The organism is Pseudomonas sp. OV546, from assembly GCF_900116845.1.
Taxonomy (GTDB): Bacteria; Pseudomonadota; Gammaproteobacteria; order Pseudomonadales; family Pseudomonadaceae; genus Aquipseudomonas; species Aquipseudomonas petroselini.
Genome location: NZ_FPCE01000003.1, coordinates 141692 through 167644, shown reverse-complemented (window position 1 = coordinate 167644; position 25953 = coordinate 141692). Strand labels below are relative to the sequence as shown.

24 protein-coding genes are annotated in these 25953 nt (G+C 60.7%); 12 read left to right on the top strand and 12 right to left on the bottom strand.

Annotated features, from left to right (window positions below):
• Positions 1-31: 31 nt before the first annotated feature.
• From choV to BM403_RS31425, 4 genes are all read right to left on the bottom strand, one after another.
• A complete protein-coding gene (choV, locus tag BM403_RS08740; protein WP_015886272.1) occupies positions 32-1210 on the bottom strand; it encodes a choline ABC transporter ATP-binding protein in 1179 nt (392 codons plus the stop codon).
• Positions 1207-2052 carry a choline ABC transporter permease subunit gene (choW, locus tag BM403_RS08735; protein ID WP_015886271.1) on the bottom strand — a complete coding sequence of 282 codons (846 nt, stop codon included), beginning with the start codon at positions 2050-2052 and terminating at the stop codon, positions 1207-1209. The genes choV and choW overlap by 4 nt, the downstream gene beginning before the upstream one ends.
• 68 nt (positions 2053-2120) lie before the next feature.
• The gene (locus BM403_RS08730) at positions 2121-3068 is read right to left on the bottom strand and encodes a choline ABC transporter substrate-binding protein (protein WP_015886270.1); all 948 of its coding nucleotides are present in this window, start codon (positions 3066-3068) and stop codon (positions 2121-2123) included.
• A 196-nt stretch (positions 3069-3264) separates the two neighbouring features.
• A complete protein-coding gene (locus tag BM403_RS31425) occupies positions 3265-3522 on the bottom strand; it encodes a hypothetical protein (RefSeq protein WP_139237960.1) in 258 nt (85 codons plus the stop codon).
• On the opposite strand from BM403_RS31425, the gene BM403_RS08725 reads away from it, so the two are divergent.
• Together BM403_RS08725 and BM403_RS08720 are read left to right on the top strand one after the other, a co-directional pair.
• Positions 3485-4861 carry an L-serine ammonia-lyase gene (locus tag BM403_RS08725; RefSeq protein WP_046034970.1) on the top strand — a complete coding sequence of 459 codons (1377 nt, stop codon included), beginning with the start codon at positions 3485-3487 and terminating at the stop codon, positions 4859-4861. The two genes, BM403_RS31425 and BM403_RS08725, sit on opposite strands and share 38 nt — an antisense overlap.
• Before the next feature lie 531 nt (positions 4862-5392).
• Positions 5393-6496 (top strand): choline metabolism transcriptional regulator GbdR, encoded by a 1104-nt coding sequence (locus tag BM403_RS08720; RefSeq protein WP_005792167.1) that lies wholly within the window; start codon positions 5393-5395, stop codon positions 6494-6496.
• A 95-nt stretch (positions 6497-6591) separates the two neighbouring features.
• Here the strand turns inward: BM403_RS08720 and BM403_RS08715 are convergent, their stop codons facing one another.
• From BM403_RS08715 to BM403_RS08695, 5 genes are all read right to left on the bottom strand, one after another.
• A complete protein-coding gene (locus tag BM403_RS08715; protein WP_015886268.1) occupies positions 6592-6855 on the bottom strand; it encodes a hypothetical protein in 264 nt (87 codons plus the stop codon).
• A 224-nt stretch (positions 6856-7079) separates the two neighbouring features.
• Positions 7080-7580, bottom strand: coding sequence for a thioesterase family protein (locus BM403_RS08710; protein WP_093542485.1), 501 nt, complete (start codon positions 7578-7580; stop codon positions 7080-7082).
• A gap of 13 nt (positions 7581-7593) precedes the next feature.
• The gene (locus tag BM403_RS08705) at positions 7594-8559 is read right to left on the bottom strand and encodes an L-carnitine dehydrogenase (protein ID WP_093542483.1); all 966 of its coding nucleotides are present in this window, start codon (positions 8557-8559) and stop codon (positions 7594-7596) included.
• Between the two features lie 65 nt (positions 8560-8624).
• A complete protein-coding gene (locus BM403_RS08700; protein ID WP_093542481.1) occupies positions 8625-9512 on the bottom strand; it encodes a 3-dehydrocarnitine:acetyl-CoA trimethylamine transferase CdhC in 888 nt (295 codons plus the stop codon).
• An 87-nt stretch (positions 9513-9599) separates the two neighbouring features.
• Positions 9600-10544 carry a choline ABC transporter substrate-binding protein gene (locus BM403_RS08695; protein WP_093542479.1) on the bottom strand — a complete coding sequence of 315 codons (945 nt, stop codon included), beginning with the start codon at positions 10542-10544 and terminating at the stop codon, positions 9600-9602.
• Positions 10545-10737: 193 nt separating this feature from the next.
• On the opposite strand from BM403_RS08695, the gene BM403_RS08690 reads away from it, so the two are divergent.
• Entirely contained in the window at positions 10738-11682 is a 945-nt protein-coding gene (locus BM403_RS08690; RefSeq protein ID WP_015886263.1) for a GlxA family transcriptional regulator, read from the top strand.
• Positions 11683-11750: 68 nt separating this feature from the next.
• Positions 11751-12929, top strand: coding sequence for an ATP-binding protein (locus BM403_RS08685; protein ID WP_015886262.1), 1179 nt, complete (start codon positions 11751-11753; stop codon positions 12927-12929).
• A gap of 123 nt (positions 12930-13052) precedes the next feature.
• On the opposite strand, the gene BM403_RS08680 is transcribed toward BM403_RS08685, so the two are convergent.
• Positions 13053-13469, bottom strand: a complete 417-nt coding sequence (locus BM403_RS08680; protein ID WP_015886261.1) for a DUF3010 family protein — start codon at positions 13467-13469, stop codon at positions 13053-13055.
• 217 nt (positions 13470-13686) lie between these two features.
• Between BM403_RS08680 and BM403_RS08675 the strand changes: the two genes are divergently transcribed.
• Both BM403_RS08675 and BM403_RS08670 read left to right on the top strand, forming a co-directional pair.
• Entirely contained in the window at positions 13687-13983 is a 297-nt protein-coding gene (locus BM403_RS08675; protein ID WP_015886260.1) for a helix-turn-helix domain-containing protein, read from the top strand.
• The gene (locus BM403_RS08670; protein ID WP_015886259.1) at positions 13980-15218 is read left to right on the top strand and encodes a type II toxin-antitoxin system HipA family toxin; all 1239 of its coding nucleotides are present in this window, start codon (positions 13980-13982) and stop codon (positions 15216-15218) included. The genes BM403_RS08675 and BM403_RS08670 overlap by 4 nt, the downstream gene beginning before the upstream one ends.
• 3 nt (positions 15219-15221) lie before the next feature.
• Here the strand turns inward: BM403_RS08670 and BM403_RS08665 are convergent, their stop codons facing one another.
• Positions 15222-15623 carry a lysozyme inhibitor LprI family protein gene (locus BM403_RS08665; RefSeq protein WP_015886258.1) on the bottom strand — a complete coding sequence of 134 codons (402 nt, stop codon included), beginning with the start codon at positions 15621-15623 and terminating at the stop codon, positions 15222-15224.
• Between the two features lie 219 nt (positions 15624-15842).
• On the opposite strand from BM403_RS08665, the gene BM403_RS08660 reads away from it, so the two are divergent.
• The 6 genes from BM403_RS08660 (at position 15843) to BM403_RS08635 (ending at position 23611) form a co-directional block, all read left to right on the top strand.
• The gene (locus BM403_RS08660; RefSeq protein ID WP_015886257.1) at positions 15843-16820 is read left to right on the top strand and encodes a dipeptidase; all 978 of its coding nucleotides are present in this window, start codon (positions 15843-15845) and stop codon (positions 16818-16820) included.
• 69 nt (positions 16821-16889) lie between these two features.
• A complete protein-coding gene (locus tag BM403_RS08655) occupies positions 16890-17420 on the top strand; it encodes a DUF5943 domain-containing protein (RefSeq protein WP_015886256.1) in 531 nt (176 codons plus the stop codon).
• Positions 17421-17435: 15 nt separating this feature from the next.
• On the top strand, positions 17436-19496 hold the full coding sequence (gene dgcA / locus BM403_RS08650; protein WP_093542477.1) for a dimethylglycine demethylation protein DgcA: 2061 nt from the start codon (positions 17436-17438) through the stop codon (positions 19494-19496).
• A 170-nt stretch (positions 19497-19666) separates the two neighbouring features.
• The gene (dgcB, locus tag BM403_RS08645) at positions 19667-21610 is read left to right on the top strand and encodes a dimethylglycine demethylation protein DgcB (RefSeq protein WP_093542475.1); all 1944 of its coding nucleotides are present in this window, start codon (positions 19667-19669) and stop codon (positions 21608-21610) included.
• Positions 21610-22830 carry an electron transfer flavoprotein subunit alpha gene (locus BM403_RS08640; protein WP_093542473.1) on the top strand — a complete coding sequence of 407 codons (1221 nt, stop codon included), beginning with the start codon at positions 21610-21612 and terminating at the stop codon, positions 22828-22830. Before dgcB ends, BM403_RS08640 begins: the two co-directional genes overlap by 1 nt.
• A gap of 10 nt (positions 22831-22840) precedes the next feature.
• Positions 22841-23611 (top strand): electron transfer flavoprotein subunit beta, encoded by a 771-nt coding sequence (locus BM403_RS08635; RefSeq protein WP_015886252.1) that lies wholly within the window; start codon positions 22841-22843, stop codon positions 23609-23611.
• A 930-nt stretch (positions 23612-24541) separates the two neighbouring features.
• On the opposite strand, the gene gbcA is transcribed toward BM403_RS08635, so the two are convergent.
• A complete protein-coding gene (gene gbcA / locus BM403_RS08630) occupies positions 24542-25837 on the bottom strand; it encodes a glycine-betaine demethylase subunit GbcA (RefSeq protein ID WP_015886251.1) in 1296 nt (431 codons plus the stop codon).
• Positions 25838-25953: the final 116 nt, after the last annotated feature.

Here is a 25953-nt window from a genome sequence, read left to right as displayed (position 1 = left end):
GCAGTTTCTACATTGAGATGTGCAGTGTTTGTCAGCCCAGGTTTTTGCCTAGCAGGGCATGGTACAGCTCGCTGTCCCCCAGAATTCCCACCACTTGGTTGTTGTCATGCAACACCAACTTGTTCCCGGTGTGATACCGAATCTGCAACGCATCACGCATGCCGATATTCGAGTCCACCAGCGTCGGCACCCGGCCCAGTCCTTCCACCGGTTGCCCCGGCGCCCAGTTCTGCAAATTCATCACCACGCCATTCTGCCGCGCGCCCTGGATGGTATTGCCTTCGGCCAGGTCCAACCACGAATCGCCGCCCGGGTCGAGGCACACCGAACCGTTCACGCGTTTGCAGTTGTCCAGCGTGCGCATCAGGCTGCGGCCGCACAGTACGTTCAGCGGGTTGGTATGGGCGACGAAGGTGCGCACATAGTCGTCCGCCGGGTTCAGCACGATCTCTTCCGGCACGCTGTACTGGATGATCTTGCCGTCTTTCATGATCGCGATACGGCTGCCGAGTTTCAGCGCTTCATCGAGGTCGTGGCTCACGAACACGATGGTCTTGCTCAGCTTGCGCTGCAGTTCCAGCAGCTCATCCTGCAGGCCCTGGCGGATCAGCGGGTCGAGCGCGGAGAACGGTTCGTCCATCAGCAGGATGTCGGCGTCCATCGCCAAGGCGCGGGCCAGGCCGACGCGTTGCTGCATGCCGCCGGAAAGCTCGTCCGGCTTCTTGTTGCGCCATTGGGTCAGGCCCACCAGCTCGAGTTTTTCATCCACCAGCTTGCGCCGGTCTTTCTCCGGACGACCCTGCATTTCCAGGCCGAAGCTGATGTTCTCGCGCACGGTCAGCCAAGGCATCAGGGCGAACTTCTGGAACACCATGGCGATGCGCTTGGTGCGCATCATTTTCAGCTCGGCGGGGGTGCAGGACGCGATGTCGATCTGGCGCCCTTCATGCTCCACGAACAGCTGGCCACGGCTCACGGTGTTGAGGCCGTTGATGCAACGCAGCAGGCTGGACTTGCCGGAGCCGGACAGGCCCATCAGCACGCAGATTTCGCCTTTCTCAACGTCCAGGCTGGCCTTTTCAACGCCGACAATCTGCCCGGTCTTTTTCAGGATCTCGTTACGGCTCATGCCCTGGTCCAGCAGCTTGAGCGCCTCGCGTGGGTCTTTGGAGAAGATCACGTCGACATTGTCGAATCGGATAATGCTCATGCATCACCCCCTACTTTAGCGTCGGGTTGTTTGCAGATGCGGTCGAGCATGATGGCCAGCAACACAATCGCCAGGCCTGCTTCAAAGCCCAGGGCAATGTCGGCGGTGTTGAGTGCGTTGACCACCGGCTTGCCGAGGCCATCGGCGCCCACCAGGGCCGCGATTACCACCATCGACAGCGACAGCATGATGCATTGGGTAATGCCGGCGGCGATGCTCGGCATGGCGTGGGGCAGTTCAATGCGCGAGAGCAACTGACGGCGCGAGCAGCCAAAGGCCTTGCCGGCGTCCATCAACTCTTGCGGTACATCGCGGATACCCAGGTAGGTCAGGCGGATCGGCGCGGCAATCGCGAACACCACCGTGGAAATCAGCCCAGGCACCACACCCAGCCCGAAGAGGGTCAGGGTAGGGATGAGGTAGACGAAGGTCGGTACGGTCTGCATCAGATCGAGCACCGGCCGCATCAGGGTGTAGAACATCGGCTTGTGCGCGGCAACAATGCCCAGCGGCACACCGATCACCACGCAGACCAGGGTGGCGAACAGCACTTGCGCCAGGGTCTCCATGGTTTCCTGCCAGTACCCCAGGTTCAGGATCAGCAGGAAGGAGGCGATGACAAAAACAGTCAGTCCCCATTTACGTTGAATAAAGTGAGCCAGCAGCGCAATCAGACCGATCAATGCCAGCGGATTGAACCAGGTCAGCGCAAACGTCACGCCGTGGATCATCGTTTCCAGTGTCGATGCGATTGCGTCGAAGTAGTTGGCGCCGTGTTGGGTCAACCATTCGACGAAGGCAGCGATGTACTGGCCTAGTGGGATTTTCTGTTCAGTCAGCATGGTAGTGAATGTCCACATGCGAAGGGGAAAACATCCCGGGCCAGCGCACCGGCCCGGGGTCAGCTGCGTTACTTGTCGAGGTAGGCTTTTACGGCTTCCAGACCTGGTTTGCCGTCAACGGTAGTGACACCGGCGAGCCAAGTGTCGAGGACTTGCGGGTTCTTCTTCAGCCAAGCCTTGGCGGCGGCGTCGGGCTTCATCTTGTCGTCCAGGACGTTACCCATCAGGGTGCTTTCCATGTTCAGGGTGAACGACAGGTTTTTCAGCAACTGACCCACGTTGCTGCATTCCTGGGTGTAGCCCTTGCGGGTGTTGGTGTAGATGGTGGCCTGGCCGTAGTTGGGGCCGAACGAATCGTCACCCCCGGTCAGGTACTTCATCTTGAAGCGGGTGTTCATCGGGTGCGGTTCCCAGCCGAGGAACACGATGGCCTGGTCACGCTTGGTGGCACGTTCAACCTGGGAGAGCATGCCGGCTTCGCTGGACTCGACGACTTTGAAACCGGCGGTTTTCAGGCCGAAGGCGTCTTTGTCGATGAGGGTCTGGATGGTGCGGTTGCCGTCGTTACCCGGCTCGATGCCGTAGATCTTGCCGCCCAGCTCATCCTTGAATTTGGCGATATCGGCGAAGTCCTTCAGGCCTTTGTTGTACAGCGCTTCCGGGACCGCGAGGGTGTACTTGGCGTTCTCCAGGTTGGCGCGCACGGTTTCCACGGTGCCGGCATCACGGTACTGCTTGATGTCGTTTTCCATGGTCGGCATCCAGTTGCCGAGGAAAATGTCCATGTTCTTGCCGTCGGCCAGGGACTTGTAGGTCACCGGTACCGAAATCATCGTGGTGCGAGGCTTGTAGCCCAGGCCCTTGAGGACTTCGCTGGTGGTCGCGGTAGTGACGGTGATGTCGGTCCAGCCGACATCGGAGAAGTTGACGGTCTGACATTGTGCCGGTTCTGCAGCGTGCGCCAGGACTGGCAGACTCAGCATGGCGGCCAACAACAACGAGGGTGAAGCTTTCATGGGGCTAGACTCCTGTGTTTTTTCTGGCGGCCTTCGCCGCGCTTTATAAGTGTTGCGGTTGGTGCGTGCGACAACAGCTCTGGCACGGTGCCTTGCAAACGAGTCGAGACTGATCATGTACCAGTGAAAATCTGACGCCTACAGGGGGCGTCGTATCCAGTACAGGCAGGGTCGCATCCAGTGTCGGTGACGTCGCTTACAGGTTTTTCCCAAGGCAAAACTGCAGTTTTTGCCCATCTGCACCGCCAAAAACGGCCAAAACAGGTGATTGCGCACGGGCGACGCTGGTGAGCATGGTTACGTCGGTGTGAGACGCCGTGAGGGCGGATAAAAGCTTGATGATGCCGCCATCTGGGCGATCTGAGCGTAGCAGCTCCTTGGTGCCTGGCCCGTACTCACCGAGGAGTTTCACGGCAATGGCTATCAGCGTTTTCGACCTGTTCAAGATCGGCATCGGGCCTTCGAGTTCTCACACCGTCGGACCCATGCGCGCCGCGGCGTTGTTCGTTCAAGCACTGCGTGAACGTGAATGGTTGGAACAGGTTCGGCGCGTTGAAGTTCAGCTCTACGGTTCCTTGTCGGCCACGGGCATCGGCCACGGCAGCGACACGGCCACCATCATGGGCCTGATGGGCGAGTGGCCGGACGCGATCGATCCGGCGCAAATCGGCCTGCGGATCCACACCCTGCGCGAGACCGACACTCTGCTGCTGGACGGGCGCTTGCCCGTGCCGTTCGTGTGGGCCCGTGACATGCGCCTGCTGGACGAAAACCTGCCCTTCCACCCCAACGCCATGACCTTGGTGGTGTACGACGATAACGGTGAGTTGCACCGCGACACCTACTATTCGGTGGGGGGCGGCTTTGTGGTGGATGAGGCCCAGGCGCAAAGCGGCGTGGCCGATATGGACCGCACCGAGTTGCCCTATGATTTTTCCAGCGCGGTGGAGCTGTTGCAGCTGTGTAAGACCCACAACCTGCGCGTGGCCGAATTGATGCTGGCCAACGAAAAAACCTGGCGCTCGGAAGAAGAAATCCGCAGTGGCCTGATGAAGCTCTGGCGCGCCATGCAGGATTGCGTGGAGCAGGGCCTCAAGCACGAAGGCATCCTGCCCGGCGGCCTGAACGTGCGCCGCCGCGCCGCCAAGCTGCACCGCAGTTTGCAGGAATTGGGCAAGCCGAATGTGATCGGCTCGACCTTGAGCGCGATGGAATGGGTCAATCTGTTCGCCCTGGCGGTGAACGAGGAAAACGCGGCCGGTGGGCGCATGGTCACGGCACCCACCAACGGTGCGGCGGGGATTATTCCAGCGGTGCTGCATTACTTCATGAAATTCAGCGAGGAGGTGACGGAAGCCAACGTGGTCGACTACCTGCTCGGCGCGGCGGCGGTCGGCATCCTGTGCAAGAAAAACGCCTCGATTTCCGGCGCCGAAGTCGGCTGCCAAGGGGAGGTGGGCTCGGCCTGCGCCATGGCCGCCGCCGGGCTGGCGGAGATCCTCGGCGCCACGCCGGAGCAACTGTGCAACGCCGCCGAAATCGGCCTGGAGCACAATCTCGGCTTGACCTGCGACCCCGTGGGTGGGCTGGTGCAAGTGCCGTGCATCGAGCGCAATGCCATTGCAGCGGTGAAGGCGATCAATGCGGCGCAGATGGCTTTGCGTGGCGACGGCCAGCACTTTATTTCCCTCGACCGGGTGATCCGCACCATGCGGGATACCGGGGCGGATATGCATGACAAGTACAAAGAGACATCGCGGGGTGGGTTGGCGGTCAGCGCAGTAGAGTGTTGAAGACTGTGTAGTGAGCGGGCTTGCCCCGCGCTGGGGGGCGAAGCCGCCCCAATAAAGGCACCACATAGTTTCAGGTAAAGCCGAGTCGCCTGATTTTAGGGCGGCTTCGCCCCCCAGCGCGGGGCAAGCCCGCTCACTACAAGTGAGCACCGGAGCCAAAAGCGCCACCTTTTGGCGCGTCGCAAACAGATAAGTAGCCTCCAAACGATTTTGCTCTCGACCACCCGTCACCTGTGCGTGTGGTGACAGACGTTTCCCACACCCTCAAAGCGCCTTCCCACAAGTGCTACCGAACTGCTCACACAGCTTGAGCAGGCTCGCTCTGACGTCCTTTTCAGGTCATATCCCGCACTTCCTGCGCGGGCTTATATAGACGCGTCATCAGGTCGTTTTCAGGAGTTATTGAATGGCCATTCAATTTTAGGCATGGCATTTGCTCTATCAATCCAAAGCGTCGCCTTCCTTAGGCTGAGCGCAATAACAAGAGCCTCGCCTGAGGCCACCACCCGCTTTGTGTGAGGAGATACCGCGATGACGTCGTTCAACTCAGGGGCTCAACCCCAGAACCGTGCGCCTCAATCCATCGGCTTTTTGCTGCTGGACAATTTCACGCTGATTTCCCTGGCGTCCGCAGTCGAACCGCTGCGCATGGCCAACCAGTTGTCCGGCCGTGAGCTGTACCGCTGGACGACCTTGAGCGTCGATGGAAACCAAGTGTGGGCCAGCGACGGTCTGCAAATCACCCCCGATGCCTCCATGCACAAAGCCCCAGCCCTGGACACGGTGATCGTGTGCGGCGGCGTCGGTATCCAGCGCACCGTTACCCGTGAACATGTGTCGTGGCTGCAAAGCCAGGCGCGCCAGTCCCGTCGCCTGGGTGCGGTGTGCACAGGCAGTTGGGCCCTGGCCTGCGCCGGTTTGCTCGACGGTTTTGATTGCAGCGTGCACTGGGAATGCCTGGCGTCGATGCAGGAAGCCTTCCCCCGCGTGGCAATGAGCACACGCCTGTTTACCCTCGACCGCAACCGCTTCACCAGCTCTGGCGGCACCGCGCCGCTGGACATGATGCTGCACCTGATCAGCCGCGATCACGGTCGCGAACTGTCGGCCGCCATCTCCGAGATGTTTGTGTACGAACGCATTCGCAACGAACAGGATCACCAGCGGGTGCCGCTCAAGCACATGCTCGGCACCAACCAGCCCAAGCTGCAGGAAATCGTGGCGCTGATGGAAGCCAACCTGGAAGAGCCGATCGACCTGGATGAACTGGCCGTGTACGTCGCCGTGTCCCGTCGCCAGTTGGAGCGCTTGTTCCAGAAATACCTGCATTGTTCGCCGTCACGCTACTACCTCAAATTGCGCCTGATCCGTGCGCGGCAGTTGCTCAAGCAAACGCCGATGTCGATCATCGAAGTGGCATCGGTGTGTGGCTTTGTCTCTACACCGCACTTCTCCAAGTGCTACCGCGAATACTTCGGCATTCCGCCACGGGATGAGCGTGTAGGCTCCAACACCACCCAGCAAGTGGCGATGATGCCGATTCCGCAGGCACTGGTGTTGTCACCGTTGTCGGGGCCGATGTCGGCGTTGAGCCAGGCGCGTAATGAGTCGACGTTTGCCAGCGTACGGCTGTAGACCGAGTCGTCTGCATCGGGGGCAAGCCCCCTCCCACCTTTGACTGTGTTCACACATCAACCTGTGGGAGGGGGCTTGCCCCCGATAGCAATCTATCAGGCGCCAGAGTTCTGCCTGAACTGCACCAGTGCCGGCAACAACTGCTTATCGATCGCCTGCCGCACTGCCGGCAAAATCGTCGCACTGCCGCTGTACATCTGCTCAACCATGCCCTTGAGCGCCCTGGCCCGTGCTTCGTTCAAACCGCGCACCGCGCACTCGCAAGCCTGTTCGGCGGTGGCGCCGCTGGACACGTCGAAACCCAGCGAGCGCAGTTGGCCCAGCAGGTCATCCTGGTCAATCAAATCCGCATGCATCATGACGTTTATCCTGGTGAAGGGAGCGGGGTCTGACTGGGATTCTGGTAGCCGCTCAACCGGTCGGCAAGGGCAGATTGCACGAATGCCTCAGATGGCTATGAACAGGTCGTTTTCGAGGCATTGACCGGTAGAAGTAATAGGCACACTGAACGCCAGGCAAGCAACTTGAAGGTTTGGTCACCCTCGGGATGTCACGCCACACAAAGCACTCTGCCCCGATCCTGTCACGGCTTGATCGGGGCTTTTTTTGCCTGCGACGGTGGCAGCCCTATCACTCGGCCAAGGAGTGCGGGGCGCGCGAGGTCAGCCTGTTCAGCGCTGATGGCCGCGAGTTTTTCCAGCGTGGCCTCGGTGAACGGCGCCGAATGCGGGCCGGCGAGGTCAACGTGCAAGAGCATCTGTTCGTTGCCCGCCAGCTCCCGTTCTTCACCCACAAGATGCAGGCTGTGATAGAGGTGCAGGCGCTTGGCATCGTGCGCGATCAGTTGCGTATGCACTTCGACGTCGGCGCCCCGTTTCACTTCGTGCAGGTAGTTCAGGTGCAGCTCCAGGGTGAACAGCGAGTGGCCGCTGGCTTCGCGGTTTTCACTGTCCAGGCCCAGGGTGTCCATCAATGCATCGGTGGCGTAGCTGAAGATCAGCAGGTAGAACGCGTCGCGCAAGTGGCCGTTGTAGTCCACCCACTCGGGGTGGACCTGGGTGGTGTAGGTGGTGAGTGCGGGCATGTCAGGGTTTCCGTTATTCGGCGAAGTTCATGCCGTGTTTGGCCTTAGTGGTTTTCACTGCCTCCAGCACCGCCAGCAGGCAATCATCACGATAGCGCTCCAGCGCAGAAATACTGTGCTTGCCCAGTTGATCGCTGGTGCCGTCGACCACATCGTCAATCAACTTGTCGGTCAGTTCCGGCGCCGGCAGGTAGGTCCACGGCAACTGCAGCGCCGGACCGAACTGCGCCATGAAATGCCGCATGCCGGCATCACCACCCGCCAGGGTATAGGTGAGGAAGGTGCCCATGAACGACCAACGCAGGCCCGCGCCAAAGCGGATCGCGTCATCGATCTCGCCGGTGGTGGCCACACCATCGTTGACCAAGTGCAGCGCCTCGCGCCATAGCGCTTCCAACAGTCGGTCAGCGATAAAGCCGGGCACTTCCTTGCGCACATGCAGCGGGCGCATGCCGAGTGATTCATACACCTTGATCGCCGCCTGGATCGCCTCTGGCGCAGTGTGCTTGCCGCCCACCACTTCCACCAGCGGCAGCAAGTAGACCGGGTTGAACGGGTGCCCGACCACGCAGCGCTCGGGGTGGGTCGAACCTTCGTAGAACTCGCTTGGCAACAAGCCCGAAGTGCTAGAACCAATCAACGCGTTCGGCTTGGCTGCGGCGCTGATCTGGCTGTGCAGATCCAGTTTGAGTTCCAGGCGCTCCGGGGCGCTTTCCTGGATGAAGTCGGCGTCTTTCACGCACGCTTCGATGGTCGCGACAAAGCGCAGGCGGTCCTGGGATGCGCCCGGTGCGAGGCCTTGTTTTTCCAGAGCGTCCCAAGCGTTGGCGACGCGCTTGCGCAGCGCCGTTTCGGCACCGGGCGCGGGGTCCCAGGCGACCACATCCAGGCCGTGGGCCAGGGCGCGAGCCACCCAGCCGCTGCCGATAACGCCGCTGCCGAGGGCGGCGAAGGTTTTGATTTCAGTGATAAAGCTCATGGCGACGTCCTAAAGAGTTCGGTGATCCCTTGTGGGAGGGGGCAAGCCCCCTCCCACCGTTTTGATTAGCTGCGTTTGGTCAAACCCATCTTGACGCGGCCTTCGGCCGGGGTCATGACCCGTGCACCCAGGCGGCTGAGGATTTCACTCGCTCGCTCCACCAACTGACCGTTAGTGGCGAGCACGCCTTTGTCCAGCCACAGGTTGTCTTCCAGGCCGACCCGCACGTTGCCGCCCAGCAACACCGCTTGTGCGGCCATTGGCATTTGCATGCGGCCGATGCCGAAGCCGGCCCACACAGCGTCGGCGGGCAGGTTGTCGACCATGGCTTTCATGGTGGTGGTGTCGGCCGGCGCGCCCCACGGGATGCCCAGGCACAATTGGAACAGCGGGTCGTCCAGCAGGCCTTCCTTGATCATCTGTTTGGCGAACCACAGGTGGCCGGTGTCGAATATTTCCAGCTCGGCTTTCACGCCCAATGCCTGGATGCGTTTGGCACCCGCCCGCAGCTGCGCCGGGGTGGACACGTAAATGGTGTCGCCATCGCCGAAGTTCAGCGTGCCGCAGTCGAGGGTGCAGATTTCCGGCAGCAGCTCTTCCACGTGGGCCAGGCGAGTCAGCGGGCCGACCAGGTCGGTGTTGGGGCCGAATTCCATCGGGTGCTCGCCGCCGCCGATCTCCAGGTCGCCGCCCATGCCGGCGGTGAGGTTGACGATGATGTCGATGTCGGCCTCACGGATGCGCTCCATCACTTCGCGGTACAGGGCGACGTCGCGGCTGAACTTGCCGGTTTCGGGGTCGCGCACGTGGCAATGCACCACGGTGGCACCGGCCTTGGCGGCTTCCACGGCGGCGGCGGCGATTTGTTTCGGGGTGACCGGCACGTGCGGGCTTCTGCTGGTCGTGTCGCCAGCACCGGTGAGTGCGCAGGTGATGATGACGTCGTGGTTCATGAGGCGGTTCCTTACAGGCGTGATTTCAAGGGTGTGGCGATGCCGTTCGCGGTCGAAAGTGACCGCGAAGCGGTGATTGAAGGGGGGTTACTTGCTGGTCAATTGCAGGTTGGCCGCCGCCGGTTTGCCGTCGAAGGTGGTCACCCCTTCCAGCCAGCGTGCCTGGTCCTGCGGGTGATCCTTGAGCCACTGTTTGGCGGACTCGAGGGCGTCCTTGTGATCCAGCAACGGCTGCATCATCCGGCTCTCGTCGGCGGCGGTGAAGGTCAGGTTGGTCAGCAGTTTGTGCACGTTGGGGCACTGTTCGGCGTAGGTTGGCGCGGTCACGGTCCACACGGTCGCCATGCCTTCGTTCGGGCCCAGGGCGTCGTCGCTGCCGGTGAGGTACGTCATGGCGATGTTGACGTTCATCGGGTGCGGCGCCCAGCCGAAGAACACCACGGCTTCCTTGCGGCGAACCGCACGGTCGACGGCGGCGAGCATGCCGGCTTCACTGGATTCGACCAACTGGAACTTGCCCAGGCCGAACTGGTTCTTGGCGATCATCGCCTTGATCTGGGTGTTGGCGCCCGAGCCTGGCTCGATGCCGTAGATCTTGCCGCCCAGCTCTTTCTCGAACTTGGCGATGTCGGCGAAGGTTTTCAGGCCTTTGTCCGCCAGGTAAGTCGGCACGGCGAGGGTGGCGCGGGCATCTTCCAGGCTGGGCTTGTCCAGCACCTTGACTTGCTTGGCGTCGACGAACGGCGTGATGGTCTGGGTCATCAGCGGGTTCCAGTAGCCCAGGAACAGGTCCAGGCGCTGGTCGCGGATACCGGCGAAGATGATTTGCTGGGAGGCGCTGGTCTGTTTGGTCTTGTAGCCGAGGCCGTCGAGCAACACTTGGGTCATGGCGCTGGTGGCGATTACGTCGGTCCAGTTCACCACGCCCATGCGCACGTTCTGGCAGGACGCCGCATCGGCGGCCATTACGTGGGTGCTCAAGATGGCGCTGGCGCTGAGTGCGAGCAAGCAGCGGCGAATCAGTCGGTTCATGGTGGATCCCTCGGCAGGTCGTTATTGTGGGGTCCGGCGTCTTTGTGCGCCGTGGGATCACGTTACGTAGCTTTAGGGGCGACAAAACGCACGGCGGCGACCCGCTCTTGCACTGCAGCGACCTGCCCCCTTGAATCCACCCGATAACGGGAGTATCACAGTGCCACGCTGCCCGTCCGACGAGAGCGCCACCATGTCCCAGGATTTCTACTTTCTGCTGATGCCGGGCTTCTCGGCCATCGGCTTTATCTCCGCGGTCGAACCGCTGCGGGTGGCCAACCGCTTCCGTGGCGAGTTGTACCGCTGGCACGTGCTGAGCGCCGATGGCGGCGCGGTGCTGGCGAGCAATGGCATGTCGGTCAACGCCGACGCCGCGTTGGAACCGCTGAAAAAGGGTGCGACGTTATTGGTGGTGGCGGGCTTCGAACCGTTGCAGTTCGCCACACCCGCCCTGGAGCACTGGCTACGCCGCCTCGACCACGACGGCGTGACCCTCGGCGCCATCGACACCGGCGCCTGCGTACTCGCTGAAGCCGGCCTGCTCGAGGGCCATCGCCTGACCCTGCACTGGGAAGCTATCGACGCGTTCAAGGAATCCTATCCGCAGCTCACAGTGACCCAGGAACTCTTCGAAATCGACCGCCGCCGCATCACCTGCGCTGGCGGTACAGCCTCCATCGACCTGATGCTCGACCTGATCGCCCAGGCCCATGGCCCGGACCTGGCGATCCAGGTCTCCGAACAATTCGTGCTCAGCCGTATCCGCCCGCGCAAAGACCACCAGCGCATGCAGATCGCCACGCGCTACGGCATCAACAACAAGAAACTGGTGCAAGTGATCGGCGAGATGGAGCAACACACCGAGCCGCCGCTGAGCACATTGGCCTTGGCCGAGGCGATCAAAGTCACCCGGCGGCAATTGGAGCGCCTGTTTCGCCTGCATCTGAACGACACACCGAGCAACTTCTACCTCGGCCTGCGCCTTGAAAAAGCCCGACAGTTGCTGCGCCAGAGTGATTTGAGCGTGCTGGAGGTGAGCATTGCCTGTGGGTTTGAGTCGCCGTCGTATTTCACTAGGAGTTATCGGGCGAGGTTTGCCAAGTGTCCGAGGGAGGATCGGCGACGGGAGGTGGTTTGACGGCTGATTATAGTCAATTATACTCGTTACTATAATTTATAGTCCTTTCCATAATTGAGTATAAAAGCATGTCCAAGAACAGCGGCTTTGTATTCCGCCGTCCCGACCTGGCAAGCAGCATTGCCGATGGCCTGGTGGGGGCCGGTATTCAGGATTTCACCTCTGGCCTATTTCTCGCGGCGCCGCGTCGCACGGGCAAAAGTACTTTTTTGCGTGAGGACCTTGTTCCTGAATGCCAGGCACGTGGTTGGCTGGCGGTGTATGTCGACCTGTGGGCCGACAAGGAAAAAGACCCCGCCGACCTGATCTCCAGTGCCATTGCCGGTGCCCTGGTGCCCTTTGAAAAGGGCATCCGCAAACTGGCCAAAAATATCGGCATCGAAAAGCTCAGCTTCCTGCGCACCTTGTCCTGGGATTTCACCAAGCCGCAATTGCCTGCAGGCGCGACACTGACGCAAGCGCTGGAGCTGCTTCACAGCGCTGCCGAGAAAACCGTCGTGCTGGTGATCGACGAAGCCCAGCACGCGCTCACCACCGAAGCGGGTGTTAACGCGATGTTTGCCCTCAAGGCCGCCCGGGACCAGCTCAACCAAGGTCGTGAAGGCGAGGGCAGCGGGTTGCGCCTGGTGTTCACGGGGTCCAATCGCGACAAGCTTGCCCATCTGGTATTAGGTAAAAGCCAGCCGTTCTTCGGGTCCAGCATCACGCCATTTCCACTGTTGGGCAAAGCATTCACACAGGCCTACACCGTGTACCTCAACGGCCTTCTGGCCAAGACCAACCAGTTCAATGCGGCCGACATCGATGAAGCGTTCGAGCTGGTGGGCCGTCGCCCGGAAATGTTGCGCACCATTATTGGTGAAGTGGCATTGGAACTGGGGGAGGCGAGCAATCTCGGCCAACTGCTGCACAGTCGCGCCGAACTGCTGCGCGCCGGCGTTTGGACCGAATTCGAAAGTGCCTGGAACGCCCTCACCATTCCCCAGCGTGCGGTGCTGGAAGTGATGGTGGAGCGCTCCCAGAACAACGAACCGTTCGCGCCGTTTACCGACAGCACCATCACGGCCGTCAGCAAGGCGTTGGAAGACATGGGCAGCGACGTAGTGCCGGGCACCCAGACCATCCAGGCCTGTATCGATGCCCTGCGTGATAAAGAGCTGGTATGGAAGTCGAGCCGGGGTGGCTATGCCCTGGAGGACAAATCCTTCGGAGATTGGCTGCAGCACCGGCGCCGAGCACTTAACTGAATCAAACGCTGAGCACATGTGGGAGCTGGCTTGCCTGCGACAGCGGTGGGGCAGCGCTGTAGATGCTGGCTGATACACCGCCATCGCAGGCAAGCCAGCTCCCACATTGATATAGGGTGTGGCTTATTTCTTGACCAGTGCCGAACACGCCGCCTTGTACGCCTCATGCTGATATTTGTTCAGCGTCACCGGCAAGTCAAAGGTGTGCTTCTTGTTCTGTGCATTGATGGTCTGCGGCGACAACAGCGTCACCTCAACACCGTCCAGCAACTGAAATACCCCTTCAATCTTGAACGTGGTCGGCCCACCGGCAAACTCACCTTTCTTGCTGCGCTTCTTAATGGCGATGCGCTCGATGGCATTTTCCTGCACAAACGCCTTCACCTGGGTGGCGAAGGCTTTGACGTTGGCGGCCTCATCGTCGTCGTCCAGCGCGATTTTCTTGGTCGCCAGGGCGACATGGGTCAGCGCCTGGTTGTCCAGGGAGGCGACGGCGATGATGGCTTCGCTGCCTTTGATTTCGATGCCGCAGGTTTTCATGGTTTAGCCTTGAAGGACGTGAGATGGCGCAGATGGTCGCGCACCTTTCGAGGGGGGTCAAAGGCGCGGCAATCCAGGTCAGATTTATATTTTAATAAGAGATACCAGGTTGTCTCTTATGCTAAGAAAAACATATTCATGGATAGCAGGTTGTCCATTATTTTATGTGGGCTTCCTGCGGGTGCTACACTTGCTAACACTCATTTGAGGTCGGACCATGGCCCTTACCCATATTCTCTACGCCCCCGGCGAGATTGCTTTGCAGATCGCTGGAAATGCCAAGGCACTGCGGCTGAGCAAGAACCTTTCTCGCCGAGCCTTGGCAGCCCAGTCGGGAGTGGCCGAGTCCACGCTCAAGCGCTTTGAAACGACCGGAAAGGTTTCCCTTGATGCCTTACTGCTGATCGCGATGAGCCTGGGGGTAGGGGCGCAAATGGCGAATCTGTTCAGTGCGCCGCCGCCGATCAGTCTCCAGGAATTGAAAAGTCAAACCAGGCTTCGAGGGCGTCGATGAAAACAGTCTCCGCACTGCACGTTATGTTGCAAGGCTCACACGTCGGTGAGCTGGTGGATGCACCCGGCAGGGGGATTTATTTTTCGTATGATCCGAGTTGGTTGGCGAACGGCTTCAACCTGGCGCCGTTGTACATGGACTTTTCTTCCACACCTCAGTTGGCAGCTGACGAGTTACTTTTCGGTGGCCTGCCGGGGGCGTTCAGCGATTCGTTGCCCGATGGCTGGGGGCTGTTGCTGATGGACCGTTTCTTTCGCATGAAATTGGGAATTGAACGGCGTGCGATACGCCCATTGGACCGGCTGGCCTATATGGGCAATCGGGGCATGGGGGCGCTTGAGTATAGGCCGATGCTCGAGAAAGATTCAGAGCAAGGCGAGCTGGATCTGGCGTCCCTTTACCACGCTTCGCAAAACGTATTGTCTGGCGAAACGCACGAGGTGATCGAGTCATTGCGCCTGGCGGGAGGCTCTCCCGGTGGTGCGCGGCCAAAGGCAGTCATTGGGCTCTCGACCGACAAGCAGCAGGCCATTTCTTCATTTGGTGAGATGCCTGAAGGCTATGAACACTGGTTGATCAAATTCCGCAGTCAGGGCGAGCATCGCGACAGTGGCGCTATCGAACAAGCCTACGCCGAGATCGCTCGTAACGCGGGGGTCGAAGTCTCGGATTCAAGCCTGCTCGAGGTACAGACGGATACCGGACTAGAGCGTTTTTTCAACACTCGACGCTTTGACCGAACCGGTCACATCAAGCGCCATATGCTGACCTGCGCGGCGATCCTGTATGCCGATTTCCGCATGCCCAGCCTTGACTACGGCGACCTGTTGCGCCTGACCTTCGCCATCACCCAAAACGCCGGTGATGTGCAGAAAATGGCTCGGCTGATGGTCTTCAATGCGTTGGCTCACAATCGCGACGATCACGCGAAAAACTTCTCGTTCTTCGGCTCCTCGGCTGGCTGGCAGATGGCGCCAGCTTATGACCTGACGTTTGCCAATACCAGCGGTCGCGGGAATGAACATACCTGTGCCTTTGCAGGTACGGGCCAGCCATCACGCCAGGCAATCAGGAAGGTCTGTGAACCCTTCAGCTTTCTCGAACCCGAGCTTTACATCGAGCAGACCATGGAGGCCTTGTCGAAGTGGAGCCAGCATTGCGCGGACCTCCATATCGACAAAATTCAGCGTGATCATCTGCAAATGGCCTTCAACTCAATATGGAAAGCCTTCTAGCCGTCACTCCTGCCCAATCGATTCCAAAAACTCCGACCGCTCATCACTCATTCGCGCCAAACAATCATTCTGCGCAATCGCATAGGCCTTGGTGCCGTTCACGGCCGGGAACGTATCCACGGCGCAATCGGCATCGCGCAATTTCTCCCACTTCTGCTGCGCATCCTTCAGACGAGCGGTAATGTCGGCCAGTTTGGTCTTGTCGCTGCCATAGGTCGAACCCATGCGTTCCAGCAGGCCCTGATAGTTATCCTTGAGCAGTTGCTCAGCGGTGGTTTTGTTGTAAGAGGCGCATTCCAGGGTTTGCTTGTCGTTTTCGATGCCGTCGCACGGCGTGCTATCGGTGTCTTCGGCCGCGTGAACGCCGGTTGCGATGAGTGCCAAAGCCAGGAAAATCGATTTCATTGCGCCGTCTCATATCAGGTGATGCGGGAATTCTGGCTCAAGCGTAAGACAATGAACAGTCGCCAGTCAGACCTCTCTTAACAGCCTTTGTCGTGGATTGACGCTTTCGGCAATTCCCCTGTCGTTTTTGCACCCGGCTCTGTCGGCCCCTGGGCATATGCTGGCCCCAAAGCGCCGGCAGACGATTCGGCGCATGAATCGCCAATAAGGGGACGCCTGATGAGCCCAGCCGAATTGCACGCCGACAGCATCGTTATCGACGGGCTGATTATTGCCAAGTGGAACCGCGACCTGTTCGAAGACATGCGCAAAGGTGGCCTCACGGCTGCCAACTGCACGGTGTCGGTGTGGGAAGGGTTCCAGGCCACCATCAACAATATAGTGGCCAGCCAGACCCTGATCCGTGAGAACAGTGACTTGGTGATCCCGGTGAAAACCACCGCGGACATCCGCAAAGCCAAGGAACAGGGCAAGACCGGCATCATCTTCGGCTTCCAGAACGCCCATGCCTTCGAAGACCAGCTCGGCTACGTCGAGATCTTCAAGCAGCTCGGCGTCGGTGTGGTGCAGATGTGCTACAACACCCAGAACCTGGTCGGCACCGGTTGCTACGAGCGTGATGGCGGCCTGTCGGGCTTTGGCCGTGAGGTGGTCGGCGAGATGAACCGCGTCGGCATCATGTGCGACCTGTCCCATGTGGGCTCCAAGACGTCCGAAGAAGTCATCCTCGAATCGAAGAAACCGGTGTGCTATTCGCACTGCCTGCCGTCCGGGCTCAAAGAGCACCCGCGCAATAAATCCGATGAAGAGCTGAAGTTCATCGCTGACCACGGCGGCTTTGTCGGCGTGACCATGTTCGCGCCGTTCCTGGCCAAGGGCATCGATTCGACCATCGACGACTACGCCGAAGCCATCGAATACACCATGAACATCGTCGGTGAAGACGCGATCGGCATCGGCACCGACTTCACCCAGGGCCATGGCCAGGATTTCTTCGAAATGCTGACCCATGACAAGGGCTACGCACGCCGCCTGACCAGCTTCGGCAAGATCATCAACCCGCTGGGCATCCGCACCGTGGGCGAGTTCCCCAACCTCACCGAGACCCTGCTCAAGCGCGGCCATCCTGAGCGCGTGGTGCGCAAGATCATGGGCGAGAACTGGGTCAACGTGCTCAAGGACGTCTGGGGCGAATAAGCCACCGCATTTCTCCCCCGGCCGTTCGCGTCGGGGGCACTACCAAGAATTTTCTGGAGTTAAGTTTCCATGGCCAAGATCGCCCCGCAATTGCCTATCGAAGTTGACAGCGAAACCGGTGTCTGGACTTCCGACGCCCTGCCGATGTTGTACGTGCCACGTCATTTTTTCGTGAATAACCACATCGGCATTGAAGAAGTGCTGGGCGCCGACGCCTATGCCGAGATCCTCTACAAGGCCGGCTACAAATCCGCCTGGCACTGGTGTGAAAAAGAAGCCGAGTGCCACGGCCTGGAAGGCGTCGCGGTGTTCGAGCATTACATGAAGCGCCTGTCGCAACGCGGCTGGGGCCTGTTCAAGATCCAGGACATCGACCTCGACAAAGGCACCGCCAGCGTCAAGCTCGAACACTCGGCGTTCGTCTACGTGTACGGCAAGGTCGGGCGCAAAGTGGACTACATGTTCACTGGCTGGTTTGCCGGCGCGATGGACCAGATTCTCGAAGCGCGCGGAAGCAAGATCCGCACCGTCGCCGAACAAGTCTACGGAGGCTCCGAAGAGGGCCACGATGACGGCCTGTTCACCGTCAAGCCGTTGTAAGCCGAGGACCGTGCCATGGCTTTCGAAGCAATGTTTGCGCCGATCCAGATCGGCAAACTGACCATCCGCAACCGCGTGCTCAGCACCGCTCACGCCGAGGTGTATGCCACCGACGGCGGCATGACCACTGACCGCTATGTGAAGTATTACGAAGAGAAAGCCAAGGGCGGCATCGGCCTGGCGATCTGCGGCGGTTCCTCGGTGGTCGCCATCGACAGTCCGCAGGAGTGGTGGAGCTCGGTCAACCTGTCCACCGACCGTATCATCCCGCACTTCCAGAACCTGGCTGACGCCATGCACAAGCATGGCGCCAAGATCATGATCCAGATTACCCACATGGGCCGTCGCTCGCGTTGGGACGGCTTCAACTGGCCCACCCTGATGTCGCCGTCCGGCGTGCGTGAGCCGGTGCACCGTGCCACCTGCAAGACCATCGAGCCCGAGGAAATCTGGCGCGTGATCGGTAACTACGCCAGCGCCGCCAAGCGCGCCAAGGCCGGTGGCCTGGACGGTGTGGAGCTGTCGGCCGTGCACCAGCACATGATCGACCAGTTCTGGAGCCCACGGGTCAACAAGCGTACCGACGAGTGGGGCGGTAGCTTTGAAGGCCGCATGAAGTTCGGCCTGGAAGTCCTCAAAGCGGTGCGTGCCGAGGTCGGTGACGACTTCTGCGTGGGTATGCGCCTGTGCGGCGACGAGTTCCACCCGGACGGCCTGTCCCACGAGGACATGAAGCAGATCGCCAAGTATTACGACGACACTGGCATGCTCGATTTCATCGGCGTGGTGGGCTCGGGTTGCGACACCCACAACACCCTGGCCAACGTTATCCCCAACATGAGTTATCCACCGGAGCCGTTCCTGCACCTGGCCGCCGGTATCAAGGAAGTGGTCAAGGTCCCGGTGCTGCACGCGCAGAACATCAAGGACCCGAACCAGGCCACGCGCATTCTGGAAGGCGGCTATGTGGACATGGTCGGCATGACCCGTGCACACATCGCCGACCCGCACCTGATCGCCAAGATCAAGATGGGCCAGATCGACCAGATCAAGCAGTGCGTCGGCGCCAACTATTGCATCGACCGCCAGTACCAGGGCCTGGATGTGCTGTGCATCCAGAACGCTGCGACTTCCCGTGAATACATGGGCGTGCCCCACATCATCGAGAAGTCCACCGGACCCAAACGCAAAGTCGTGGTGGTCGGTGCCGGCCCTGCCGGGATGGAAGCCGCACGCGTGGCTGCCGAACGTGGCCACGACGTGACCCTGCTCGAAAAGAAAGAGTTTATCGGCGGGCAGATCACCACCGCCTCGAAAGCGCCACAGCGCGATCAGATTGCCGGGATCACCCGCTGGTTCCAGTTGGAGCTGGCACGTTTGAAAGTCGACCTGCGCCTGGGCGTGGCGGCCGATGCCGACACCATCCTGGACCTGCGCCCGGATGTGGTGGTGCTGGCGGTGGGAGGGCACCCGAATGTGGAGCAGAACGAACACTGGGGCGCGGCCGAAGGCTTGGTCGTCAGCAGTTGGGACGTGCTCGACGGCAAGGTCGCACCGGGTAAAAACGTGTTGGTGTACGACACCATCTGCGAATTCACCGGCATGTCGGTCGCGGATTTCCTCGCGGACAAAGGCTGCCAGGTCGAGATCGTCACCGACGATATCAAACCGGGCGTGGCCATCGGCGGTACGTCGTTCCCGACCTACTACCGCAGCATGTACCCCAAGGAAGTGATCATGACCGGCGACATGATGCTGGAAAAGGTCTACCGCGAGGGCGACAAGCTGGTGGCGGTGCTGGAGAACGAATACACCGGTGCCAAAGAGGAACGGGTGGTCGACCAGGTGGTGGTTGAAAACGGCGTGCGTCCGGATGAAGCCATCTACTACGCGCTCAAGGAAGGCTCGCGCAACAAGGGCCAGATCGACGTCGAAGCCTTGTTCGCGATCAAGCCGCAGCCGTGCTTGAGCGAGGCGGGTGACGGGTACTTGCTGTTCCGCATTGGCGACTGTGTGGCGCAGCGTAATACCCACGCTGCGATCTATGACGCCCTGCGCTTGTGCAAGGATTTCTGACCCGACACCGAAATAATGTGGACTCGGTCCAAATGTGGGAGGGGGCTTGCTCCCGATGGCAGTGTGTCAGTTGATGCATGTGTGGCTGATTCGCCGCCATCGGGAGCACGCCCCCTCCCACATTAAGGCCAGTTTCACAGTAGACCTGTGTGGTCTGTGGGAGCTTCACCATGTTGAACACCTTGCTGCCTATTCTGTTGTTTGCCGCGTTGGGCCTGGCCGTCCTCGGCGCCCTGCGCCGGGTGAACATGTGGCGCCGTGGCCGCGCTTCCAAGGTTGACCTGCTGGGCGGCCTGCTGGCCATGCCCAAGCGCTACATGGTCGACCTGCACCACGTGGTCGCCCGCGACAAATACATCGCCAACACCCACGTCGCGACCGCGCTGGGGTTTGTGCTGTCGGCGCTGCTGGCGATCCTCGTACACGGTTTCGGCCTGCATAACCGCATCCTCGGCTACGCCTTGCTGCTGGCCTCGGTGCTGATGTTTGTCGGCGCCACGTTCGTCTACCTGCGGCGGCGCAATCCGCCGTCGCGCCTGTCGAAGGGCCCGTGGATGCGCCTGCCGAAAAGCCTCATGGCGTTCTCGGTGAGTTTCTTCCTGGTGACGCTGCCGGTGGCTGGAATCCTGCCGGCTGATTTCGGCGGCTGGCTGCTCGCTGCGCTGCTCAGCGTCGGTGTGTTGTGGGGCGTGTCCGAGATGTTCTTCGGCATGACTTGGGGCGGCCCGATGAAACACGCCTTCGCCGGTGCCTTGCACCTGGCCTGGCACCGCCGCGCCGAACGCTTTGGCGGTGGCCGTTCCACCGGTTTGAAGCCGCTGGACCTCAGCGACAAGTCCGCGCCGCTGGGCGTGGAGAAACCCAAGGATTTCACTTGGAACCAATTGCTCGGTTTCGACGCCTGCGTGCAGTGCGGCAAGTGCGAAGCCGCGTGCCCGGCGTTCGCCGCCGGCCAGCCGCTGAACCCGAAAAAACTCATTCAGGATATGGTGGTCGGCCTGGCCGGCGGCACCGATGCCAAATTTGCCGGCAGCCCCTATCCAGGCAAACCGATCGGCGAACACAGCGGCAACCCGCACCAGCCCATCGTCAACGGCCTGGTGGACGCCGAGACCCTGTGGTCATGCACCACCTGCCGTGCCTGTGTGGAAGAGTGCCCGATGATGATCGAGCACGTGGACGCCATCGTCGACATGCGCCGCCACCTCACACTGGAAAAAGGGGCCACGCCGAACAAGGGCGCCGAAGTCCTCGAGAATTTGATCGCCACCGACAACCCCGGCGGTTTCGCACCGGGTGGTCGCCTGAACTGGGCGGCGGATCTGAACCTGCCGTTGCTCAGCGACAAGGGCAGTGCCGAGGTGCTGTTCTGGGTCGGCGATGGCGCCTTCGACATGCGTAACCAACGCACGCTGCGAGCCTTTGTCAAAGTGCTCAAAGCGGCCAAGGTGGACTTTGCCGTGCTCGGCCTGGAAGAGCGCGACAGCGGAGATGTAGCCCGCCGTCTGGGCGATGAAGCGACATTCCAGTTGCTGGCCACGCGCAATATCCAGACGTTGGCCAAGTACAGCTTCAAGCGCCTCGTCACGTGCGACCCGCACAGTTTCCACGTGCTGAAGAACGAGTACGGCGCCTTTAACGGCAACTACCTCGTGCAGCACCACAGTACCTTCATGGCCGAGTTGATCGGCGAGGGCGCGCTGAACCTGGGCCAGCACAAGGGCAACAGCGTGACCTATCACGACCCGTGCTACCTGGGCCGCTACAACGGCGAATACGAGGCGCCGCGCCAAGTGCTGCGGGCGCTGGGCATCGAGGTCAAGGAGATGCAACGCTCGGGCTTCCGTTCTCGCTGCTGCGGCGGTGGGGGTGGGGCGCCGATTACTGACATTCCCGGCAAGCAACGTATCCCGGACATGCGCATGGACGACATCCGCGAAACCGGCGCCGAGCTGGTGGCCGTGGGTTGCCCGCAATGTACCGCGATGCTGGAAGGTGTGGTCGAGCCGCGCCCATTGATCAAGGATATCGCGGAGTTGGTGGCTGATGCGTTGCTGGAAGACGCCGCACCGGCCAAGGCCCCGGCCAAACTTGAACCTGCGGAGGTGCATTGATGAGCGACATTATCCGCCGCGACCCACGGGCCGAATGGATCGCCCGCAACCGCTTGCACCCGCTGCACGCGGCCATGCAGCCGGTACAACACAGTTGGATGGGACCTAACGGTGTCATTCGCAAGAACGTACACGGCGTCGGTTTTATCGGCCCCAACGGCATCAAGCGTATCGACCGCAGCGGTGCCCAGCAGGGCGGCGCGGCCAAGCGCACGGCGGCGGTGGAAGTGCAGTTGCCGCTGCATCAGGTGCCTGCGCCTGCCTTCTACATCAACGTGGTGCCGGACATGGTGGGCGGCCGCTTGAGCAGCCACGACCGCGACCTGCTTGGCCTGGCGCGGCAACTCGCCGGCAGCGACGGCGCGGTGCTGGCGGTAGTGTTTGGCGAGCACAAGGAAAGTACGTTTGCCACCGCTGGCGTCGACCGTCTGCTGGTGCTTGAGGGCCACGAATTCGACGGTTATTCACCGGAGCAACGGGTTCAAGGTTTGCGCGCTGTGGATAACCAGTTCAACCCGCGTCATTGGTTGCTGCCGGACAGCCGCAGCGGTGGCGGCGAACTGGGCCGACGTTTTGCCGCGAGCCTCAAGGAGCGCCCGGCCACGCGGGTGTGGCAGATCAAGGGCGACGAGTGCATCGGCCGCGCCGGTGCTGGCCAGGAAGACTTGGCCCGGCCGCTGCCGCGCCTGATCCTGGCTGCCGTAGAGTGCGCGGAGCCCGTCAGCGAAACCCGTCACGAAGCGTTGCCTGTGGAGTTATCCACAGCCCTGGCGCGCAGCTTGCCGCGTATCGAGGACCTCGGCGCGGTGGCGGTGGACCCGGGGGCTATTCCCATGGCCGAGGCCGAATTCATTTTCTCCGGTGGCAATGGGGTGAAGGACTGGGCGCTGTTCCACCAGACCGCTGCGGCGTTGGGTGCCACCGAAGGCGCCTCCCGCGTCGCGGTGGACGATGGCTTCATGGCGCGTGACCGTCAGGTGGGCGCCAGCGGCACCTGGGTCACGGCGCGGGTGTATGTGGCCGTGGGCATTTCCGGGGCGATCCAGCACCTGCAGGGCATCGGCGCCTGCGACAAGGTGGTGGCGATCAACCTGGATCCTGGCTGCGACATGATCAAGCGTGCCGACCTCTCGGTCATCGGCGAAAGCGCCGCGATACTGCAAGCCTTGATCGCGGCGGTCGAGACCTACCGCAACGGCGCCAAGCGCGATGCTGCTTAAGGATATGACCATGACGACGAATGTAATCAGCCTGGTGTCCATCGGTGCCCACCCTACCTCCGGGCGCCCGCGCCGTGCTGAGCAGGACGCGCGCGCCGTCGAACTGGGCCTGCAAATGGCTGGGGATAAGTTGCAGGTGCTGCACGCCGGCAACATCGCCGAACCGACACTGCGCAGTTACCTGGGCATGGGCTTGCCAGAGTTACATGTACTGGAGCAACCGGCTGGCAGCGATGCGTTGCCGGTACTCAGTGAGTACTTGCGCGATGCCGGTGCCCAGGTGGTGCTCACTGGCAGCCAGGCCGAAACCGGTGAAGGCTCGGGCATGTTGCCGTTCTTGCTGGCCGAGCAGTTGGGCTGGCCGCTGATTGTCGGGCTGGCGCAGGTTGAATCGATCGAAGCGGGCGTGGCCCATGTGCTGCAAGCCCTGCCACGCGGCCAGCGGCGCCGGTTGAAGGTGCGTTTGCCGTTCCTGGCGACCGTGGATAACGCCGCGCCCAAGCCTCGGCAAAGTGCGTACGGCCCGGCGCAGCGCGGTGAACTGGCGGCTCACGAAGTTGAAGTCGAGCAGGACGCGTTATACACAGGGGCCGTGCTGCAACCGGCCAAGCCTCGCCCCAAGCGGCTCAAGGTGATCAAGGCCAAGAGCGGCGCCGATCGTATGAAAGCCGCCACTGCCAAGGCCAGCGGCGGCGGTGGGCAAGTGCTCAAGGGCCTCAGCCCGGAAGCGGGCGCCGAGGCCATTCTCAAGCTGCTGGTTGAGGAAGGCGTCGTACGCTGATCCCCTGTGGGAGCTGGCGTATCTGTACCTGTGGTGAGCGGGCTTGCCCCGCGCTGGGGGGCGAAGCCGCCCCAATAAATACGCCGCTGAGTTTCAGATAAAACCAAGTCGTTTGGTTTGGGGCGGCTTCGCCACCCAGCGCGGGGCAAGCCCGCTCACTACAACGATGTGTAGATTCCAATGGCTATAGCAGGGAAACCAGCTCCCCCCATACTTGAAGTCCCTTGGGCTTACCCACAATCCCTGTTGACCCGTCTGTGGATAACCTGTTCGCGGTTGTCCACAGCCCCTGTGAATCAAGCCCTGCAGCCCTCTGTACGAAAAACAACCAAGCTAACTGACGGTTTTTACTTGGGTTTTTCCCTGTCTCTGTGCATTTTTCCCAGCCGACTTGCCCCCATACTCTGTTGGCGCTTCTGTGGATAACGTGTTCGCTCTCAGCTGCAGCCCTTATAAATAAAGGCTTTCATTCGATTGGTCAAAATCTGATCGATTCACGATTTTTTTCGACTAAAACTCGTGTAAACCGCGATTTATGAAGGTTTGAAGCGGTTTTCCACAGCATCGTCAAAGTTGCCCCCAAAGTCTGTTGGTGCTTCTGTGGATAAGGTGTTTGCGTACCGCTACAAGCCACGGTTTACATGACTTTCACGGTGTTGCTCAGAAAGTGATCAGCTGTGCGTTAAAACTGGCAGCACGAATAAGTCACGGATTTTCTTCATTTATTTTTAGGGGATAGCACAGTTGCCCACAATTGCTGTGGGTGGCTTTGTGGATAAGTTGTTGGGGAAAGGCTGGAAGGCAGGATGCGAGTGGTCTGCAAGGGGGTTGATCAAATTTTGATCGTGGGTGAAATGAAAGCTAATGTGGGAGGTGCCTGCGATGGCGTTGTATCAACCCATACCGCCATCGCAGGCAAGCCCCACCTTTTTATTCGTGTACGGCAACACCTTTGAGGTACGGCGCCGGGGCGGCACCCAAGTTGCTGAGCATGCGCTCGCTGTACCAATCCACGAAGTTCACCACGCCGAACTCATAGGTCTTGGAGTAAGGGCCGGGCTGGTAGGCGGTGGAGTTGATCCCGCGCTGGTTCTCTTCGGCCAGGCGACGATCCTGGTCGTTGGTGGCGTCCCACACCTGGCGCATGCGCTCCACGTCATAATCCACGCCCTCGACCGCATCCTTGTGCACGATCCACTTGGTGGTGACCATGGTTTCCTGGGCGCTGATCGGCCACACGGTGAACACGATGATGTGGTCACCCATGCAGTGGTTCCACGAGTGCGGCAGGTGCAGAATGCGCATCGAGCCCAGGTCCGGGTTCTTGATGCGACCCATGAGTTTGGCGCAGCCCTGCTTGCCGTCCAGGGTCATCGACACGGTGCCCTTGAGCAGCGGCATGCGCACGATGCGGTTACGCAAGCCGAAGCTCGCGTGGGCGTAAGGGATCTTCTCGGCATCCCAGGCAGCGGCAGACGCGGCCACGTGGTCCTTGAACGCCTGGTCGGCGCGCGGGTCGGTGACGTCATCCCATTCCAGCAGGGTTTTGAGCAGTTCCGGGTGCGAAGCGTTGCAGTGGTAGCACTCGCGGTTGTTTTCCAGCACCAGCTTCCAGTTGGCCTTTTCGAACAAGGTGGTCTGAATCGCCACCTTGGTGTTCTCCATGTCGTAGGGTTCCATGTAGTGGTTCAGTGTCGACAGGAAGTCATCGATGGCCGGCGGGTTCTCAGCCAGGCTGATGAAGATGTAGCCACCCGCGGTCTTCACGTTCACCGGCTTCAAGCCGTACTGCTTCATGTCGAAGTCGGCGCCCATCTCGGTACCGGCGAACAGCAGGCGCCCGTCCAGTTCGTAGGTCCACTGGTGGTAATGGCACACCAGTTTGGCGACCTTGCCCTTGTCGCTGGTGCACAAGCGCGAGCCACGGTGGCGGCACACGTTGTGGAAGGCATGCACCACGCCTTCGGCGCCACGGATCACGATGATCGGGTTTTTGCCCACTTGCAGGGTCAGGTAGTTGCCCTTGGTGGGGATCTCGCAGGTCATGCCGGCGATCAACCACTCTTTCTGGAAGATCTCCTGCATGTCGATATCAAACAACCGCTCATCAGAGTAGAACGGCTGTGGCAGCGAAAAGGTGCGCTCGCGCTCTTGCAGCATCTGCGCGGTGGCCTTGCGTGCGGGTTCCAGCGGATCGCCCAAGCTTAAAGTTGCGGTGACGTCCATCGTGTGTGTCCTCATGGCCATTCTGTGTGGCCGAGATAAGTGGCTAATCAGGTTTGCAGCAAGGCGTAAAGAAAGCGTCTGTGTTGGGAGCGAGTGTGGGGCCGCCGATGCGCCGA